General features: G+C 32.1%; 18 protein-coding genes and 2 riboswitches. Of the genes, 1 reads left to right on the top strand and 17 read right to left on the bottom strand.

Going from position 1 to position 16,875, the window contains the following annotated elements; all coding sequences use genetic code 11:
* Positions 1-8 precede the first annotated feature (8 nt).
* From BQ9840_RS03795 to BQ9840_RS03870, 16 genes are all read right to left on the bottom strand, one after another.
* Positions 9-1,943: a magnesium chelatase subunit D family protein gene (locus BQ9840_RS03795; protein ID WP_077368244.1), complete on the bottom strand. Its 1,935-nt coding sequence runs from the start codon at positions 1,941-1,943 to the stop codon at positions 9-11.
* Entirely contained in the window at positions 1,933-2,976 is a 1,044-nt protein-coding gene (locus BQ9840_RS03800; protein ID WP_077368247.1) for an ATP-binding protein, read from the bottom strand. Before BQ9840_RS03800 ends, BQ9840_RS03795 begins: the two co-directional genes overlap by 11 nt.
* A 372-nt stretch (positions 2,977-3,348) precedes the next feature.
* Positions 3,349-4,494 (bottom strand): adenosylcobinamide amidohydrolase, encoded by a 1,146-nt coding sequence (locus BQ9840_RS03805; RefSeq protein WP_077368249.1) that lies wholly within the window; start codon positions 4,492-4,494, stop codon positions 3,349-3,351.
* Between the two features lie 74 nt (positions 4,495-4,568).
* Positions 4,569-5,513 carry an SPFH domain-containing protein gene (locus BQ9840_RS03810; protein WP_077368251.1) on the bottom strand — a complete coding sequence of 315 codons (945 nt, stop codon included), beginning with the start codon at positions 5,511-5,513 and terminating at the stop codon, positions 4,569-4,571.
* Positions 5,514-5,532: 19 nt separating this feature from the next.
* A complete protein-coding gene (locus BQ9840_RS03815) occupies positions 5,533-6,336 on the bottom strand; it encodes a TPM domain-containing protein (protein ID WP_077368254.1) in 804 nt (267 codons plus the stop codon).
* Positions 6,333-7,361 carry a hypothetical protein gene (locus tag BQ9840_RS03820; protein ID WP_097677461.1) on the bottom strand — a complete coding sequence of 343 codons (1,029 nt, stop codon included), beginning with the start codon at positions 7,359-7,361 and terminating at the stop codon, positions 6,333-6,335. The genes BQ9840_RS03815 and BQ9840_RS03820 overlap by 4 nt, the downstream gene beginning before the upstream one ends.
* Before the next feature lie 67 nt (positions 7,362-7,428).
* A complete protein-coding gene (locus BQ9840_RS03825) occupies positions 7,429-8,103 on the bottom strand; it encodes a PspA/IM30 family protein (protein ID WP_077368256.1) in 675 nt (224 codons plus the stop codon).
* Positions 8,104-8,225: 122 nt separating this feature from the next.
* Positions 8,226-9,038 (bottom strand): MetQ/NlpA family ABC transporter substrate-binding protein, encoded by an 813-nt coding sequence (locus BQ9840_RS03830; RefSeq protein WP_077368259.1) that lies wholly within the window; start codon positions 9,036-9,038, stop codon positions 8,226-8,228.
* 13 nt (positions 9,039-9,051) lie between these two features.
* The gene (locus BQ9840_RS03835; RefSeq protein ID WP_077368262.1) at positions 9,052-9,693 is read right to left on the bottom strand and encodes a methionine ABC transporter permease; all 642 of its coding nucleotides are present in this window, start codon (positions 9,691-9,693) and stop codon (positions 9,052-9,054) included.
* Positions 9,694-10,437, bottom strand: coding sequence for a methionine ABC transporter ATP-binding protein (locus BQ9840_RS03840; protein ID WP_077368265.1), 744 nt, complete (start codon positions 10,435-10,437; stop codon positions 9,694-9,696).
* A gap of 118 nt (positions 10,438-10,555) precedes the next feature.
* A riboswitch (SAM riboswitch) is annotated at positions 10,556-10,654 on the bottom strand.
* Positions 10,655-10,701: 47 nt separating this feature from the next.
* Positions 10,702-11,490, bottom strand: a complete 789-nt coding sequence (gene thiM, locus BQ9840_RS03845; protein WP_077368267.1) for a hydroxyethylthiazole kinase — start codon at positions 11,488-11,490, stop codon at positions 10,702-10,704.
* Positions 11,480-11,995 (bottom strand): energy coupling factor transporter S component ThiW, encoded by a 516-nt coding sequence (thiW, locus tag BQ9840_RS03850; protein WP_077368269.1) that lies wholly within the window; start codon positions 11,993-11,995, stop codon positions 11,480-11,482. Before thiW ends, thiM begins: the two co-directional genes overlap by 11 nt.
* A 26-nt stretch (positions 11,996-12,021) precedes the next feature.
* A complete protein-coding gene (gene thiC / locus BQ9840_RS03855; RefSeq protein ID WP_077368271.1) occupies positions 12,022-13,335 on the bottom strand; it encodes a phosphomethylpyrimidine synthase ThiC in 1,314 nt (437 codons plus the stop codon).
* Positions 13,332-14,354: a thiamine phosphate synthase gene (gene thiE, locus BQ9840_RS03860; RefSeq protein ID WP_077368273.1), complete on the bottom strand. Its 1,023-nt coding sequence runs from the start codon at positions 14,352-14,354 to the stop codon at positions 13,332-13,334. Before thiE ends, thiC begins: the two co-directional genes overlap by 4 nt.
* A gap of 65 nt (positions 14,355-14,419) precedes the next feature.
* A riboswitch (TPP riboswitch) is annotated at positions 14,420-14,529 on the bottom strand.
* An 86-nt stretch (positions 14,530-14,615) separates the two neighbouring features.
* On the bottom strand, positions 14,616-15,308 hold the full coding sequence (locus tag BQ9840_RS03865; protein WP_077368275.1) for an LrgB family protein: 693 nt from the start codon (positions 15,306-15,308) through the stop codon (positions 14,616-14,618).
* Positions 15,305-15,661 carry a CidA/LrgA family protein gene (locus tag BQ9840_RS03870; RefSeq protein ID WP_077368277.1) on the bottom strand — a complete coding sequence of 119 codons (357 nt, stop codon included), beginning with the start codon at positions 15,659-15,661 and terminating at the stop codon, positions 15,305-15,307. Before BQ9840_RS03870 ends, BQ9840_RS03865 begins: the two co-directional genes overlap by 4 nt.
* 143 nt (positions 15,662-15,804) lie before the next feature.
* On the opposite strand from BQ9840_RS03870, the gene BQ9840_RS03875 reads away from it, so the two are divergent.
* Positions 15,805-16,392 (top strand): metallophosphoesterase, encoded by a 588-nt coding sequence (locus BQ9840_RS03875; RefSeq protein ID WP_077368279.1) that lies wholly within the window; start codon positions 15,805-15,807, stop codon positions 16,390-16,392.
* A 31-nt stretch (positions 16,393-16,423) separates the two neighbouring features.
* On the opposite strand, the gene BQ9840_RS03880 is transcribed toward BQ9840_RS03875, so the two are convergent.
* On the bottom strand, positions 16,424-16,744 hold the full coding sequence (locus tag BQ9840_RS03880) for a putative heavy metal-binding protein (protein ID WP_077368281.1): 321 nt from the start codon (positions 16,742-16,744) through the stop codon (positions 16,424-16,426).
* Positions 16,745-16,875: the final 131 nt, after the last annotated feature.

Here is a 16,875-nt window from a genome sequence, read left to right on the forward strand (position 1 = left end):
TGTCGCAATTATCTAGCACCATTTACTGCAGTGAGTATTTCATCTGCCCTTAATTCTTCTATCTTATAGTACTTTGCATCCATTTTCTTTGCTATATCTTCTGCCAATTTGAGTTTTATAAAATCTTGTTCCGTGTCTAAAACTATGCTTTGAATTCCTTCTTTAGCAATTTTATCTGCTACTTCTAGTGCTTCTTCTAAAGGATCTCCACCTTCTAAGGATACATTTCCCCTTCCATCTGAAACCAATACCAAAACAGGTATAATATCAGGATCTTTTTTCATTGCTCCTTTCAATATCTCATAGCCTCTATATAGTCCCAATGTCAAAGGAGTTTTTCCGCCTGTTGGTAGTTCCTCTAGCTTTTTGTGAGCTAAATCAACACTTCTAGTTACTCCAAGGATAAGCTCTGCCTCTTCCCTTCTAAAGGCAATCATTCCTACACTGTCCCTCTTTTGATATGCATCTGTTAGAAGTGACATTATAGCTCCTTTTACAGCTTCCATTCTCTTTTGTACTCCCATAGAACCACTAGCATCTACTACAAACAAAATAGTACTTCCAGTTCGCTTCTCTCTTACTTTTTCTCTTACATCATAATCTCTTATTGCTAATGCTAGACCATTTTTGTCTCTAAATCTTTGATAAGGAGCTGCAGCTCTTAAAGTTGCATCAAAAGCTATATCCTTAGGTTTTCCTTTAGGAAATGTATATCGTACATATCTGCCTTGAAGTTCTCCTGTTTTTACTATGCTTCTTCTACCACTACCTTTTCTTTTCTTTCTATCTAGAGGTTTTATATCCAAATCTTTCACTTTGAATATATCTCCAATTGTATCTACAGTTTCTTCATCAGAACTTTGAGAATTATTTACATCATTGCTGTCTTCATTATTATCATTATCAATATCGTCTTCATCATCTTCTATGTCATCATTGTCATCTTGAGATTCTTCCTCTTGTTGTTCCTCTAATGGAGTTTCATTATTTTCTAAATCCTCATTGTTATTTTGTTTTTGTTCTTTATTTTCCTCATCATTTTCATTTTCATCTTGAGGTTCTTCTTCAGGAGCTTCTGAAACATTTGGAGGATTGTCTCTCATCCTGTGGGGAAGAGCTAATTCTGAAGCTTCTTTCAAATCTCCAATAGTGATGTTTTTTCTACCATCTAATACTGCAATTGCCTTAGCTGCTTCTACCATTACAATTTCTGCCCTATGTCCACTGCAATTTGATTTTATAGATATTTCTGAAGCTAATTTCATTATATCTTCTGATACTTTAACATTTGATATGAATTCTCTTGCACTTTTAATTTTATCCCATATCTTCTTATCTTTTTCTTTCCATTCGTTAATAAATAATAATGGATCATTTTCATACTCTATTCTTCTCTTTATAATCTTTACTCTCTCATCTAAATCTTCACTTCCTATTACATCTACATATAAGCCAAATCTATCTAGTAGTTGAGGCCTAAGTCCTCCTTCTTCAGGATTCATAGTACCTACTAATACAAAAGAACATTCATGTGTAAAAGAGATTCCTTCTCTTTCAACACGACTTATACCTGATTGAGATACTTCTAAGAGAGCATTTATAATGCTTTCACTTAATAAATTTACTTCATCGACATATAGTATATTTCCATTAGCCTTCATGAGTATACTGTTGTTAACAACTTTTTTCCCTTCTAATACAGCTTTTTCTATGTCTATAGCGCCAACAAGCCTGTCTTCTGTGACATTTAAAGGGAGTTCAACGACTTCCATATCATGTATTAAGTTGCCTAGTCCTCTCACTAAAGTAGATTTTCCCGTTCCCTTTTCTCCACTTATGAGAACACCACCAACAAGGGGATTGACAATATTTATAAGTAATGCTTTTTTTAGTTTGTCTTGTCCAACTATCGCTGAAAATGGATAGACATATCTACTTTTCATCTCCATCGCCCCTAATTAATTCTTCAACTTTTGAAAATTCCATTACTCCTTCTTCAAAAGGTCTTCTTCTCATTCTATGAGGAAGTACGAGGGACGCTGCTTCCACCATGTGTTCACTTTCTACTTCCAGTTTCCCATCAAAAGCTGCTATAGTTTTAGCAGTTTTTATCATACTTATATCTGCCCTATGGCCATCAACTCCAAGTTCAATACTAATCTTTGCTGCAGTTTTGTACATATCATCATTACATTTTACATCTTTTAACATTTTCATTGCATTAAGCATCTTATCTCTTAGTTTGCTTTGCTCTTCTTCCCATTTTAGTGCAAATTCTTCACTATCTTCTTCATATTCTAATCTTCTCTTTATTACTTCTACTCTACTTTCTACATCTCTTTCTCCTACTACATCTACTACCATTCCAAATCTATCTAAAAGCTGTGGTCTTAAGTCTCCCTCTTCTGGGTTCATAGTACCAACTAATATAAATCTTGCTGGATGAGTGTAGGAGATTCCTTCTCTTTCGATAGTATTTACTCCCATTGCAGCAGAGTCTAGAAGAACATCAACTACGTGATCATCCAAAAGATTTACCTCATCAACATAGAGAATATTTCTATTTGCCATAGCTAATATACCTGGTTCAAATTTCTTTTCTCCCATTTTTATTGCATGTTCTATATCAAGAGTTCCAACAACCCTATCTTCGGTTGCACTTACTGGTAAGTCAATAACCTTCATCTTTCCTTTTTTCTTTGATAATTCTTCACCCTTTTGGTGGTTTTCAAAACAAGAATCGCACATTGTACTTAGATCATCAGGATTACAGCCAAAAATACATCCTTCTACTTGATCTCTTTCAGGTAGAAGTTCTGCAAAAGCCCTTACAGCAGTAGATTTAGCAGTTCCCTTCTCTCCTCGTATGAGAACTCCTCCTAAGTTTGGATTTATAACATTTAGTATCAATGCCTTTTTCATAGTTTCTTGACCTACTATTGCAGTAAATGGATATAATCTTTTTTTGTTTTTCATATATAATTGCTCCTTTCGCCGATTTCCCTAATATCTCTAAAGAGATGGCTAATGCTTAAAATATTCCATTTTTAATCCAAAACCATAATATATTGTTTTTTTAATATTGTCAATGAAATGGGAACTATTAGTTAAAAATTTAACATTATCTTACTAACTATACTAAAAGCTGCCTTTCTAAGAGAACAATCTTGTGATGAAAAACCACTATCGCTATTATTCATGAGCACTCTAGCAGGACAACCCTTAGGACAATATTTTTCATACTTACATCCTTTCCAGTATTCATCTTTGCTATTTTTTCTGCTTTCTCCAAGAAAATTACCTCCAAAAGTAAATCATTCATTAAATAGTTCATCAATTTCTTTGAGTTTATCCTTCCAAGTACTTGTCTTTAATACAAAATTTCCCTGAAATTACTGCTAAAACTTCTATAAGCTTGTCTATCATCACCTCAACTACATCATCAATTGACTTTTTTTTAATATTATCTAATAATGGTTCTTTCATATCTATATTAAAAATATCTATTATTCTTTTTAAGATTATTTCTCCTTCTTTTGTTACTTCTCTTGTAGATAAGAGTTCCCAGTCTAATTGATCTAATAGATGAACATAAAGAGAAGTCAAAGTAACCAACTCATCTATTGTATCTATTGTATGAAGATTATGTATGAATTGAGGTTTCATTAAGATTTCTTCATACTCTGTTACAATATCAATATACTTATCCCAAATAATATCTTCATTTACTCTAAATCGCTTTGTTCTTCTTAACACACTGTGTTGAAGTTTAGGAGATAATCCAGTTTGAAAAAAGAGAGCTTCTTTTACAGCTGCTTTCACTGCAAGACCTATTAGTTCACCTAGTTTTGTATGTTTTCCTGCCTCTGTTAATTTCACTTTAGATTTACTATTAGAAACAATAATAGTACCATCTGTTCCAGAACCAGTGGCAATTCCTCTTGAATATTTGCTTCCTTCTAACAATTCTTGAATAGCTGCAGTTTTTGCTTCAGTACATGTAACAACTGCTCTTGTTATAGCACCAGGTGTTAAATCAGCATCTATTACTAATATAATATTTATAGTTCCTGCTTTTATTGTTTCAAACTTTCCTTGGTTCTCATATAAAGTTGTTGGATCTCCTACTCTACCAGCATTTACTTCAATTCCTCCAGTAACTATTGCTGTTACTGTAATATCCCTATAACGTTCTGTTTTTATAGATACATTGTCCATTGAGGCAGCAGTTGAAATACCAGCGGTTTTTTTAGGATTTAGTCCCAATTCCTCTGCTACTAAATACATATGCTCTTCGTATGTTGGTGCTTTTAGTTTGCATTCCATTCCTGCTCCAGGATTAATATCGTGATTGAAAACGGAATTCAAATCTTCTCTATATCCACCATTGAATGGTGATGTACTTATGACTTTCCTTTTACCTTCAAATGTCACAACAATACTTTTTTTATATCTATGGACCTCATCACCTGTCGACAATCTATATAACATCATTGTTTTTTCCCCCATCTGCAAATAGAAAAACCCTCGTTTTCACGAAGGGTCTTCCTCTTCCATTATTTCTAGAGTTATACTAACTTTTGCCCACAATTAGGGCAGAAATTCGCTTCCCCTGTTTTTTGCCCACAGTTTGGGCAGAAATTAGGCTTTGCATTATTCTCTTTATTAGGTTTATTCATATTTTCCATCATCTCTTTAGCTATATTCATTCCCATCATCATTCCAGCCATATCAGAGGCAGCTCCTCCACCTTTTACTTTGCCAGATGATATTCCATCTACCATTGATACCTGTTGATATCTATTGAGATCTCCAATCATACTGTGGGAAGCATTTTTGTTGATCATTTCTTGGATTTCTTCTGGATAATTAAAGCTCATAACATTAAATCCTGTTATTGTCATTCCACTGTCTATAATCTGCATATCTAGATCTTCCTTTATGCCTTTTGAGATTTCAAAAGCATTTGCTTGAAGATTAAACATATCCTTTCCTTCTTTAGAAATCCACTTCATAAGAAGTTGATCTAGAATAGAAGTGATCCTTAGTTTGACATCTTCAACAAGATAAATATTTTTTACTCCTGCAATTTTGTCTATTAAGGCAATATAGTCATTAACTTTAAAATTGAAAGTACCATTTGCACGGATTGGCATTCCACCAGGAAGTTGTGGAGTTGGGATATTAATAGCATTCTTAGTACCCCATTTAACTGTGAATTCCTTTGTATTTACAAATAATACTTCTGCTCTCATGCCTGTATTGAAACCAAATTTAAATCCCTTTAGTGTTGATAAGAAAGGTATTATCTGAGATTCTATGTCGTATTCACCTTCGTCTTTGAATATACCTTCAATCTTACCTCCATTTAAAAATATTGCATCTTGACCAGGACGTATTATTAATTTACTTCCTTTTTTTATCTCCTTATTTGACCATTTCCAAAAAATCATATCATCTCTAAACTCTTCCCATTCAACTACATTTGCAAATTGTTTATTAAATAGACCCATATTTTATCATTCCTTTCTATTAGAAACTACCTCTACTACCACTATGTGAGTGGCCACCACTTGTAACTCCACCTCCACCACCGCTACTACCTCCACTATTGTGGTTGTCATCTGATGGTTTTCTGTGTTTTGTGACTGAAGTTCTTATGTAGTTATCTCTTCTATCAATTACTCTGGAATTACTAAAATCTCTATAAGTTCCTTCATTAACTGTTATTCTGCCACCTGAGTTAAAAGCCATTATACCAACAGATATTCCCGCTACTATTAGGGAAACTATTATTTGAAACCATGAATTAAATATTATATTATTTGGATTCACTCCTGGCCTTATGCCCATATATTTATAGGAAGTCTTAATAAATGTATAAAATGCATCATGATAATTACCACTTGATAAATCCGGGGTTATCTTTTCACGTACAAGTGAACATCTATCATTATCTAAATATTCTTCGCCACGATAGAATCCCGCAACATACACTTCTCTATGTTGCATATCTATTGTTAAAATAGCACAATTCCCATGGGGTTTGTCATATCCTAAAGCTTTTTCATCATAAAAGTCTTCCATATATTTTACTACATCTTTTCCACCTGTATCATCTGTAGTCAGTATTATAATGTCTGTATTTCTTTTTGAGCTGTATTTTTCAGACATTTCTTCAAGATTAACTATTTCTTCATCTGTTAATAATCCTGCAAAATCGTAAATTCTCTGCTTTGTTTTAGAAGCAGCTATAGCTACATTGATTACAAGAGGAAATAATAAAAATACTATTATAAATAATGGAATTAATTTTATTTTTATTTTGTTTTTCAATAAAATCCACCCCCCATAATCAAAGCAATCAACTTAAGTGTTATAAATGTTATACCAGCAATTCCACTAAACCAAGTAGCAACTTTAGCATAACTTATAGGAGGCTTACCAACAACCTTACCAGTTTGGCCATTCATTGCAAAGGTATGTTCTTGTTTGTCATAGTCATAATATACCATCCAAACAGGAAGCAAAGTATAATAAGCATGTTTTTTACTAGTGTCTATATGTTTGCTATTATATCTAACTGAAGAATAGCCAACAATAGTTGAATTTATATAGGACTCAATATAATTCTGTATTTTGTTTTTAGCTCTAGGTAAAAGTTCTCCTTCATCATAATTATATTTCTCTGCAATGTATCCTGCAAGATATGGAGTTTTGAACTCTTTTAGACCGTTGTACTGATATGGTTCTAATTTATCCATGAGAATATCATTCATTTTTTCAGAGGCATCAACTGGTACCTTTATGTAGTTTAAATTGATATCACGATATATATCATAGTATCTAGTTTCTGTATATATATAGTCGCCTCTAGTATATGTTCTAACTTTGGTTCCAACTGCACTTACTTGAACATTACTATTTAAATCATATAGCCAAAATGGAACATATATCCCAGTTATATTCTTTATTCTATCTGCGGTCATAAATCCCTTTGGTGTAAGACGGCCATTTTTACACCATGACTTAAAGGCTTGCATAGCCTGATCTTTGCTTATGGTGAAAGGAATAATTTTTGCTGGAGCCATCTTGACAGATAATCTATCTCCAAGCACAACTCCTGCTCCACAAAAGCTACAAGTCGTAGCAGTTGTATCACTATCTGTCATGATTACTGCTCCACAATTTTTACAATGGTATTCCTTTGCTTCATCTTCTGAAAATGTAGTTGTTATGTATTCGTCAGGAAAATCTTCTATATTATCGTATCGTCCACAACTATGGCAATGTAATTTCCCCGTTTCACTATCAAAAGCCATATCACCACCACAGTTTGGGCATTTATAATGTATTACCACTATTTCACCCCTTTCACAAACTAGTATAAGGGCTGTAGAAAATACTACAACCCTTATTAAAATCAACTTATTTGTTTAACTTTTCCTTAAGTTTAGCTAGTTCATCATCTACATCTGTATTATTACTATCATATTTTTTAGTCAAATCTTTTATGTCATCTTTTGGACCTTGATTTAGCTCTGCCATTGCATTGGCTTCATCTAAAACTCTATTTGCCTTTTCTTCCATTCTATCAAAAGCTAGTATAGAATTATTAGCACTATTTACAGATGAACCAATTTTATTTATTCTCTCTTGGGTCTTTGCTACGGACATTTTGCCTTTAATCATAGCCTTACGTGCATCCAATTCACCGATGTCTGCTACAAGTTTATCATGCATTTCTCTCATTCTTGCTGAATTGGAAGAAGCTAAATTATATGCTTCTTGTAGTTCAGTTTCTTTTGTTGTTAAATTTACCTTTCTCTCTAAAAATTTTCTAGCATCATCTTCATTGCCAGCTTCTAATGCTTTAACAGCATAGTTCTCCATCTTTTGAATTTCTGCCGTACATTCATCTAATGCCCTTTTTGATCTTTGTTCTTCTGCCATAATAGATGCAGTTTCAGCTTTTACATTACCTAAATCACTATTTAGATTTCTTAAACATTGATCAATCATCTTCTCTGGATCCTCAGCCTTATCTAACAATGCATTAATATTACTTGACATTATATCCTTAAATCTTGTCAAAATGCCCATATATATACCCCCTCTTGTATTTAAACTCACTCTTGTTTTAATAATATCATCAACTATCTATTATATACCACTTTTATATATATAATATCTAATTTTTTTATGAGTTTCAATTAAATTATTTTCTAGAAAGCAGGTATTACTCCTCCATTATATTTTTGATCAATAAAATCTTTAACCTTATCACTTTGAAGGGCTTTTAATAATTTTTGTAATTTTTCTTCTTTTTCTTCTCCTTTTCTAACTGCTATAATATTTGCATAAGGAGAATCTTTGTCTTCAAGAATCAATGCATCTTTTGTAGGAACAAGTCCTGCTTCAATGGCAAAGTTTCCGTTTATTACCGCAGCATCTACATCTTTTAATATTCTAGGTAGTTGAGCTGCCTCAAGAGGTTTGAAAACTAAGTTCTTAGGATTTTCCACTATATCTTTTTCTGTTGCTGATAATCCAACCCCTTCTTTTAACTTTACAAGATTATGCTTTTCAAGTAATATTAAAGCTCTTCCTCCATTAGTGGGATCATTAGGTATCGCTACAACACTACCTTCACCTAATTCCTCAATTGATTTGTATTTAAAAGAATATAATCCCAATGGCTCTATGTGAATCTTCCCAAGTGATACAATATCTATTTTGTGCTCAGTTGAAAATTCATTCATATATGGTTCATGCTGAAAAAAGTTTGCATCAATTTCTCCTTCAGCTAAAGATAAATTTGGTTTTACATAATCAGTAAATTCTACTATTTCAATATCTATTCCTTCCTCTTTCAAATCCTTTTCTATACATTCAATTATTTCTTTATGTGGAACTGGAGAAACACCTATTGTTAATATATTTAAATCCTCTGTAGTACTTTCTTTTTTTTCACAAGCTGTAAATACTGAGATGCTTAAAACTATTATTAATATTGATAATATAATATTCTTTTTCACTTTTATTTCCCCCTTATTTTTTGTTTATAGTTGCTGATATCTTGTTGCCAATTAGTTGTATTCCCTGTACTAAAATGATTATTATTACTACAGAGACAATCATAATATCAGTTTGAAATCTATATAGTCCAAATCTAATAGCTAAATCCCCTAGGCCACCGCCTCCTATTGCTCCTGCCATTGCTGAATAGCCAATCAAATTTATTATTGTCAGTGTAATTCCCATGACTAATGAAGGCATAGCTTCAGGAATGAGTACTTTAAAAATTATCTGAGGTACTGTTGCCCCCATAGACACGCTAGCTTCAATCACTCCATTATCTACTTCCTTTAGTGAGCTTTCAATGATCCTTGCTACAAATGGAGCAGCTGCAATTGATAATGGTACAATTGTAGCTTTAGTTCCAATGGTAGTTCCCACTATTAACCTAGATATTGGAAATACTAGTATCATTAGAATAATAAAAGGAAATGATCTAAGTATATTGGTTATACCATTAAGTATTTGGTTTAACAGTGGCTTGTCCCATATACTATCTTTTTCAGTTATTGTTAAAAGAATACCTATAGGAAATCCTAGCAATAAGGAAAATATGGTAGAGAAAAAAACCATATATAGAGTTTCAAATAGTGATGGAATGATTAAATCTAACATTTATATCACCTCCAATCGGATAAATTCTTGTAAAGTCTTTGTTTTTGGATTTGCGAATATCTCTTTAACTGTGTTTTCTTCTATGATCTTCCCATCTTCAATGATTGCAACCCTATCACAAATATCTTTTATTACCTCCATTTGATGTGTTATAAGTACAATAGTTAGTCCAAATTCATCACGTATTTTACATAGAAGTTCTAGAATTGATTTCGTAGTCTTTGGATCTAATGCTGATGTCCCCTCATCACTTAAAAGTATCTTAGGATTGTTAGCAAGGGCCCTTGCAATAGCTACTCTTTGTTTTTGGCCTCCACTAAGCTGAGAAGGATAAGCATGTTTTTTATCTTCTAGTTCCACATATTTTAAAAGAGTATTAACTCTTTTATCTATTTCATCTTTGCTTAGCTTTTCTAATTCTAGGGGAAAAGCTATGTTTTCATATACGGTTTTAGAAGAAAGTAGATTGAAATGTTGAAAAATCATCCCTATTTCTTTTCTCTTTTTTCTTAAATCATTTTTATTTAATTTAGTTACCTCTATATTGTCCATTATTACTTTTCCAGTAGTAGGTTCCTCAAGTCTATTTAAACAGCGAATCAAAGTGGATTTCCCGGCTCCACTTAGACCAATTATGCCAAATATCTCTCCTTTATTAATTTCAAGGTTGATGCTATTTAAGGCATATATTTTTTCATTGTTATTGTTTTTGTATACTTTTGATAGATTTTCTACATGTATCAATGTACTTCACTCCTTTAATTAAATATCTAGTTAAATTGTCATATATACAAAAAACCTCTTTCGTGAGGTTTTTAAACAATAAAAAAACCTCTTCAAGAAGAAAGAGGCTATATATCCTCTCTCATCTCTCGGTAAACACCGCAGGAATTAGCACCTTGTACAAAGTACAGGCTGCTGGGTTTCATCGGGCCAGTCCCTCCACCACTCTAGATAAGAGTTTTCGTATTCATTTTTTAACTTATTTGATATTGTATAACGCAAATCTTATTTTGTCAAGTAGGAGCTTGCACCTATAGCATCAAATAGATTTACTTTAAAGCTACCACATCCTCCACCAATATCTGTAGTTTTTTTATAAGCTATGTCTCCAGCTGTGTTTAATGATGAAATACCTGCTACTGCTGCTTCTAACATGTTATTGGTAATTGTTGAAAACACTCCTACTAAAGCTGTTCCCATACATCCAGTTCCCGTAATTTTCTTTAACATTTTATTGCCATTTGATAGATATACGGTTTTGTCAAATTGACTTATTACATCTATTTTTCCTGTTACTGCTACTACTGAATTTGTTTTCTTTGAAAGAATCTGTGATATTCTTGTTATTTCATCTACGCTATCATTATCTCCTGAGTCTACTCCTTTGGAATTTGCCTCAAGTCCGCATATGGTTTTAATCTCTGATTGATTTCCCTTTATAATGGATACATGAATATTTTCAAATATTTTTCCTACTATGTTTTTTCTGAACTCTGACACTCCAACTCCTACTGGATCTAATATTACTGGAATATTTAAGCTGTTTGCTTTCTTTCCAGCTAATATCATTGATTCAACTATATTTTCTTCTATTGTACCAATATTTAATACAAGTGCTTTAGAAACAGAAACCACTTCTTCCACTTCTCTAGAATCTATAGCCATAATAGGAGAAGCACCAATGGCAATAACCACATTGGCGCAATCATTTCTTGTAACACTATTGGTGACAAGGTGAACTAAGGGCTTTTCTTCCCTTATCCTATTTGATAGCTTGTAAATATCAGCATTCATTACTTTTCTCCTTATTTATTTGAGGTCTACCATATTTTTCTATAACCTTTGATAATACAACAGCTATTATACTTCCACCAATACTACTTAAAATAAATGGATATACAAAAAATAACGCTACTACATCTTTTCCCATTACAAACTTTGCTATAGGAAAGGCAAGCAATCCTCCAAGTATTCCTGTTCCAAACACTTCTCCTATAGCCGTTAGATAACAATTCTTAGTTTGTCTAAAAATAAGTCCTGCTAATAGCGCTCCTATCATGCTCCCTGGAAAAGCTAAAAGACTTCCTGTACCTAATATATTTCTAATTAGAGATATGCAAAAAGCTACAGCTACACCATAAAAAGGCCCTAGTATTGTTGCAGATAGAACATTTATAGTATGTTGAATTGGGAAACACTTTGAAACTCCCACTGGAATAAATATAACATTTCCAAGAACCACTCCAATAGCAACAAACATAGCTGCTATTGCTAATTTTTTGGTTTTATTATTATCCATTATAATCCCTACCTTTTTACAAAATTTTAGTCATCATTTCTCAAGATATTTATATCTTTACCGTCCAAAATTCTATTCATGTTTCTAACAGAACACATTTTTCCACACATAGTACAACTGTCTTCATGTTCAGGTGTTGATTCCTTTCTATATCTTCTAGCTTTTTCATCATCTATAGCTAGCTCAAACATTTCTTCCCAACACAATCTTTGCCTTGCCTTACTCATTTTTAAATCCCATTCTTTGGCTGAAGGAATTCCCTTAGCTATATCTCCTGCATGAGCTGCAATCTTAGTTGCTATGATACCTTCTTTCATATCATCTAAATCTGGAAGTCTTAAATGTTCTGCTGGAGTTACATAGCATAGAAAATCTGCCCCACTGCTTGCTGCAATTGCGCCGCCTATGGCACTTGTAATGTGGTCATACCCTGGAGCAATATCAGTAACTATCGGTCCTAATACATAGAATGGTGCTCCATAACATAGTTTCTTTTCAAGTAACATATTTGCCTCTATTTCATTTATGGCTAAATGACCAGGGCCTTCAATTATAATTTGAACATTTCTTTCCCACGCTCTTTTGGTAAGCTCTCCTAATACTATAAGCTCTTGTATTTGAGGTCCATCAGTTCCATCTTCTATACTTCCTGGTCTTAGTGCATCACCTAGACTAATAGTTACATCATACTCTTCACAGATATCAAGAAGTTCATCAAAATATTCATAAAATGGATTTTCCCTATTATTTAATTCCATCCAAGCATAAAGTAAGGATCCACCCCTTGATACAATATTTGTCACTCTTTTAGTATTTTTAAAAGCTTGAGCTGTTCTTCTATTCATACCTGCATGTATTGTTAAAAAATCTACTCCATCTTCAGCATGTTTTCTTGCTACATCTAAAAATTCCTTTGCTGTTATTTCCTTTAATTCTTTGTCATAAAAACCAACTGCATCATATATAGGTACAGTTCCAATCATAGCTGGAGAAATCTCAACTAATCTTCTTCTAAATTCTTCAGTCTTTCCAAAATTACTTAAATCCATAATGGCTTCTGCTTTCATATCAATTGCTACTTTTACCTTATCTAATTCTTTTTCTATATCATTACAATCTTTTGATATTCCTAGGTTTACATTGATCTTAGTTTTAAGACCTTCTCCCACACCTTCTGGATCTAGAGATTTATGGTTTTTGTTTGCTGGTATTACTATTTTCCCTTCAGCAATACCATTTCTCAAAACTTCTACATCCATATGTTCTTTTTTTGCTACTATTTCCATTTCTCTTGTAACAATGCCTTTCTTTGCTGCATCCATTTGCGTTGTATAATTCATTCTTCTTCCTCCTTTAATATTTCTCTTATTGATTTAACCTTTTCACTCATACTGTCTGCACTTGTCAATTCACTGATCATGGCATAATATTGTCCACCATGTTCTTTAACACTTGCTATGTTTTCTTCTTTAATTCCACCTATTGCTACATAAGGAATACCTATATTTTCTGAAACCCATTTTAAATAATTAAGACCTTGGCTGTGTTCTGTATCTTCTTTTGTAGTTGTTTTAAATATTGGCCCTACACCTATATAATTAGCACCTGCTTTTACAGCATGAATAGCTTGTTCACTGTTGTGAGTTGAAAGTCCAATGATCATATTTGGAGCAATCTGTTTTACTTCTTCAATTGGTATATCATCTTGTCCAATATGTATACCATCAGCCCCTACTAATATGGCAATATCAATATCATCATTTACTATAAAAGTTATTTCTTCTTTTTTTGTCAATTCTCGAATAGCTACACAATCTTCATATTTTTCTCTTTTGGATTTATCTTTTTCTCTATATTGGATGATCTTAATCCCTGCATTAATCATATCTTTAACTACTTCAATATTTGTTCTTCCCTTTGAAAATCTTTCACCTGTAATTCCATAGATATCTGTTCTTGGTAATGCCTTTATAAAAACTTTCTTTTCTAAGCTATATACACTAAATCTTAACTTTTCATAAATCTTTGACTCTTGATAATACTCTAAAATTTTTAAACATTCTTCAATACTTCTTAATCCCTCTTCTACCCTCTTGAAATTTGATATGAGTAATGAGTCTATATCTTCTTTTTTATCTAATGTAGTATTTTGTGATATTTTAAGTCCTATATCTGTGTTTGAATTTCTATTTTGTAATAATTGAGGACTTTTAAAACACTTCCTTACTAAATGCCTTATTTCTCTTATTTCCTTGGCAATTTTTTCTTTTTCAAATATAAATCTTTCTATATCTTCTATGACTCTTAAACCTTCTGAGACTCTGTTAATATTTGCATCTATTATCCTATAAGTGTTCATTTTAACCTCCCTTCAAAAAAATAAGCTGTATACTTCAACGGAAGCATACAGCTTTTATTCAAAAATAAACATAAAAAAATAAATCCCTCCGTTGGAATTACCCAAATCAGGTTCATAGGGTCAGGAATAACATTCCTATCTCAGCCTATTAATATAAGCACCCCTTGATTTGCTATTTAATTTTTTCTTACGTCTACATCATAACACTTTTATTACAAAGTGTAAACCATTTTAGCTATGGGATGGTTTGGGGGCAAATATTTAAAATAGCATCCTAACTAATAATGGTGCTAGAAGTACGGTTATAAGGCCTGCAACACCAATTGCTAGTGAACTCATGCCCCCTTCTACTTCTCCAAGTTCCATTGCTTTAGCTGTTCCTACTGCATGGGCTCCTGTACCTAAACTAATACCAGTAGCTACATCATCTTTTATATGAAATATTTTGCTTATATAAGGCCATAGAACATTTCCTGTTATGCCAGTTACTACAGTAGCAGCAACAGTCAAAGCTGGAATTCCATTTATTTGTTTTGAAACCTCCATTGATATAGCTGCAGTTACAGACTTTGGCATTAGTGAAAGTGTCAATATCTCATCTAGACCAAATAACTTACTTAAAAAATACACACTAAGTAGCCCTGTTAATGAACCAACAGTAATACCTATTAATATAGGAGTTTTTTCTTTTTTTAGCTTTTCAATTTGTTTATATAGTGGTACTGCTAAAACTACTGTTGCTGGTCCTAAAAGAAAAGATATCATACTTCCGCCTTTGTTGTATACTTCATAGTCAATATGGGAAATGGATAAAAATGCTATTATCAAACCTACTGCAATAATAAGGGGGTTTAGTATAGATAGCTTTGTTTTCCTATTAATTATAATCCCTATTTCAAAAGCAACAATTGATATTACAATTCCAAATATAGGTGTATCAAAAATTTCAATCATCTATTACTCTCCTTTACTCTTTTTAAAGCTTGTACTGTTAAACCTGTTACAACTAAAACTATTACTGTAGTTAATATCGTTACTATCAACAGTGGTAGCCATTTATCTTTTATAATATCTATTGATGTCATAATTCCAACACCTGCAGGCAGAAAAAAGAAAACTAAATGATCTAATAAAAATTGGCTTACCTCAGATATCATTTCAATTTTTATTAAACCAGTTATAAGACCAATCAACAATATTATCATTCCTAAAACAGTCCCTGGTATAGGCAACCCTGTAACCTTTTGCAATAGGTGGCTTCCAAATAAAATACCAAGTATAATTCCTAATTGTCTTAATAATTTCAAATAAGTCACCTCTTTCATGTGTTTTGTATAATTTATTATACACGAAAAATTATATAAAAAATAATATATTTTATTGTTTGAAAATATAGTTAAAATAGTTTATAATTATAACGAAATGAAAAACAAGGAGGAAATTATTTTAAATGAAAAATATATATTTAATTTCTGACACTCATTTTGGGCAAAAATTTGCTGTGAAATTTTCTAATAGACCATTTAAAAATATCATAGAAATGCATAGAGCACTGATAACAAATTGGAATGACAATGTTGATAAAGATGATATAGTTATAATATTAGGAGACTTCTTTGCTGGAAGCAAACTTTTCTCTAATTTTCTTTTGAGAAAATTAAATGGTGAGAAAATACTGATAAAAGGTAATCACGACTTTAAATTTAGATACAAAAAACTATTAGAAACTAGAAGAATTAAGATATATAACAAGATGGAATTCTCATTATTAGGTCATAATTTTTTATTAACTCATAAGCCAATGAAAAACATATCAAATGAAACTTTTAATATTCACGGTCATCATCATAGAAAGTTATTGCCTAAAAAATTAGAACAGAATAAGTATTTCAATGTAGCCGTGGATCATATTGATTATAAGCCAATTTCTATTAAAGAGATAATCGAAGATAAGTTAGGTGAAATAAATATTGATTTAATGGAAATTGTTGAACAAATTAAATATTCAAATATAAATAGACAATATATTCTAGGTTAAAAATAAGGAGTCAAAGAATGACCCCTTATTTTTATTCAACAATTACTGCTGTTCCTGAAGCAGTAACCATGAGCATATCTCCACCTTGTCCTAATACTTCATAGTCTATATCAACTCCAACTACTGCATTAGCTCCTAGTTTTGCTGCTCTACTTTCCATTTCTCTTATAGCTGCTTCTCTAGCCTCAATTAGTTCTCCTTCATAAGAACTAGAACGACCTCCAAAGAAATTACTAAGCCCTGCTGCAAAGTCCTTTAGAAAATTAACACCAGATACTACTTCTCCAAAAACAATACCCTTATATTCTACTATCTTTTTACCTTCAACACTTGGTGTGGTTGTTGTTATCATAAAATCACCTCATATATTTTTAATTTAATAGGCGTTTGCGAAACGCCATAACCCGCATGAATACGGGACATTTTTTCTTTAAAAAGATATAACTCCTCACTGATTTATGGTAAAATTGAAGTGTCAAGCAA

The sequence above is a fragment of the Anaerosalibacter sp. Marseille-P3206 genome (genome assembly GCF_900155565.1).
In the GTDB taxonomy this organism is placed as follows: Bacteria; Bacillota; Clostridia; order Tissierellales; family Sporanaerobacteraceae; genus FUHM01.

Coding starts and splice junctions, on each gene's coding strand:
- BQ9840_RS03805 (WP_077368249.1), bottom strand. CDS start 4,494: ATGATGTTATATAGATTGTCGACAGGTGATGAGGTCCATAGATATAAA.
- BQ9840_RS03800 (WP_077368247.1), bottom strand. CDS start 2,976: ATGAAAAACAAAAAAAGATTATATCCATTTACTGCAATAGTAGGTCAA.
- BQ9840_RS03795 (WP_077368244.1), bottom strand. CDS start 1,943: ATGAAAAGTAGATATGTCTATCCATTTTCAGCGATAGTTGGACAAGAC.
- thiE (WP_077368273.1), bottom strand. CDS start 14,354: ATGAACACTTATAGGATAATAGATGCAAATATTAACAGAGTCTCAGAA.
- BQ9840_RS03875 (WP_077368279.1), top strand. CDS start 15,805: ATGAAAAATATATATTTAATTTCTGACACTCATTTTGGGCAAAAATTT.
- thiW (WP_077368269.1), bottom strand. CDS start 11,995: ATGGATAATAATAAAACCAAAAAATTAGCAATAGCAGCTATGTTTGTT.
- BQ9840_RS03880 (WP_077368281.1), bottom strand. CDS start 16,744: ATGATAACAACAACCACACCAAGTGTTGAAGGTAAAAAGATAGTAGAA.
- BQ9840_RS03810 (WP_077368251.1), bottom strand. CDS start 5,513: ATGGGTCTATTTAATAAACAATTTGCAAATGTAGTTGAATGGGAAGAG.
- BQ9840_RS03865 (WP_077368275.1), bottom strand. CDS start 15,308: ATGATTGAAATTTTTGATACACCTATATTTGGAATTGTAATATCAATT.
- BQ9840_RS03825 (WP_077368256.1), bottom strand. CDS start 8,103: ATGGGCATTTTGACAAGATTTAAGGATATAATGTCAAGTAATATTAAT.
- thiC (WP_077368271.1), bottom strand. CDS start 13,335: ATGAATTATACAACGCAAATGGATGCAGCAAAGAAAGGCATTGTTACA.
- BQ9840_RS03835 (WP_077368262.1), bottom strand. CDS start 9,693: ATGTTAGATTTAATCATTCCATCACTATTTGAAACTCTATATATGGTT.
- thiM (WP_077368267.1), bottom strand. CDS start 11,490: ATGAATGCTGATATTTACAAGCTATCAAATAGGATAAGGGAAGAAAAG.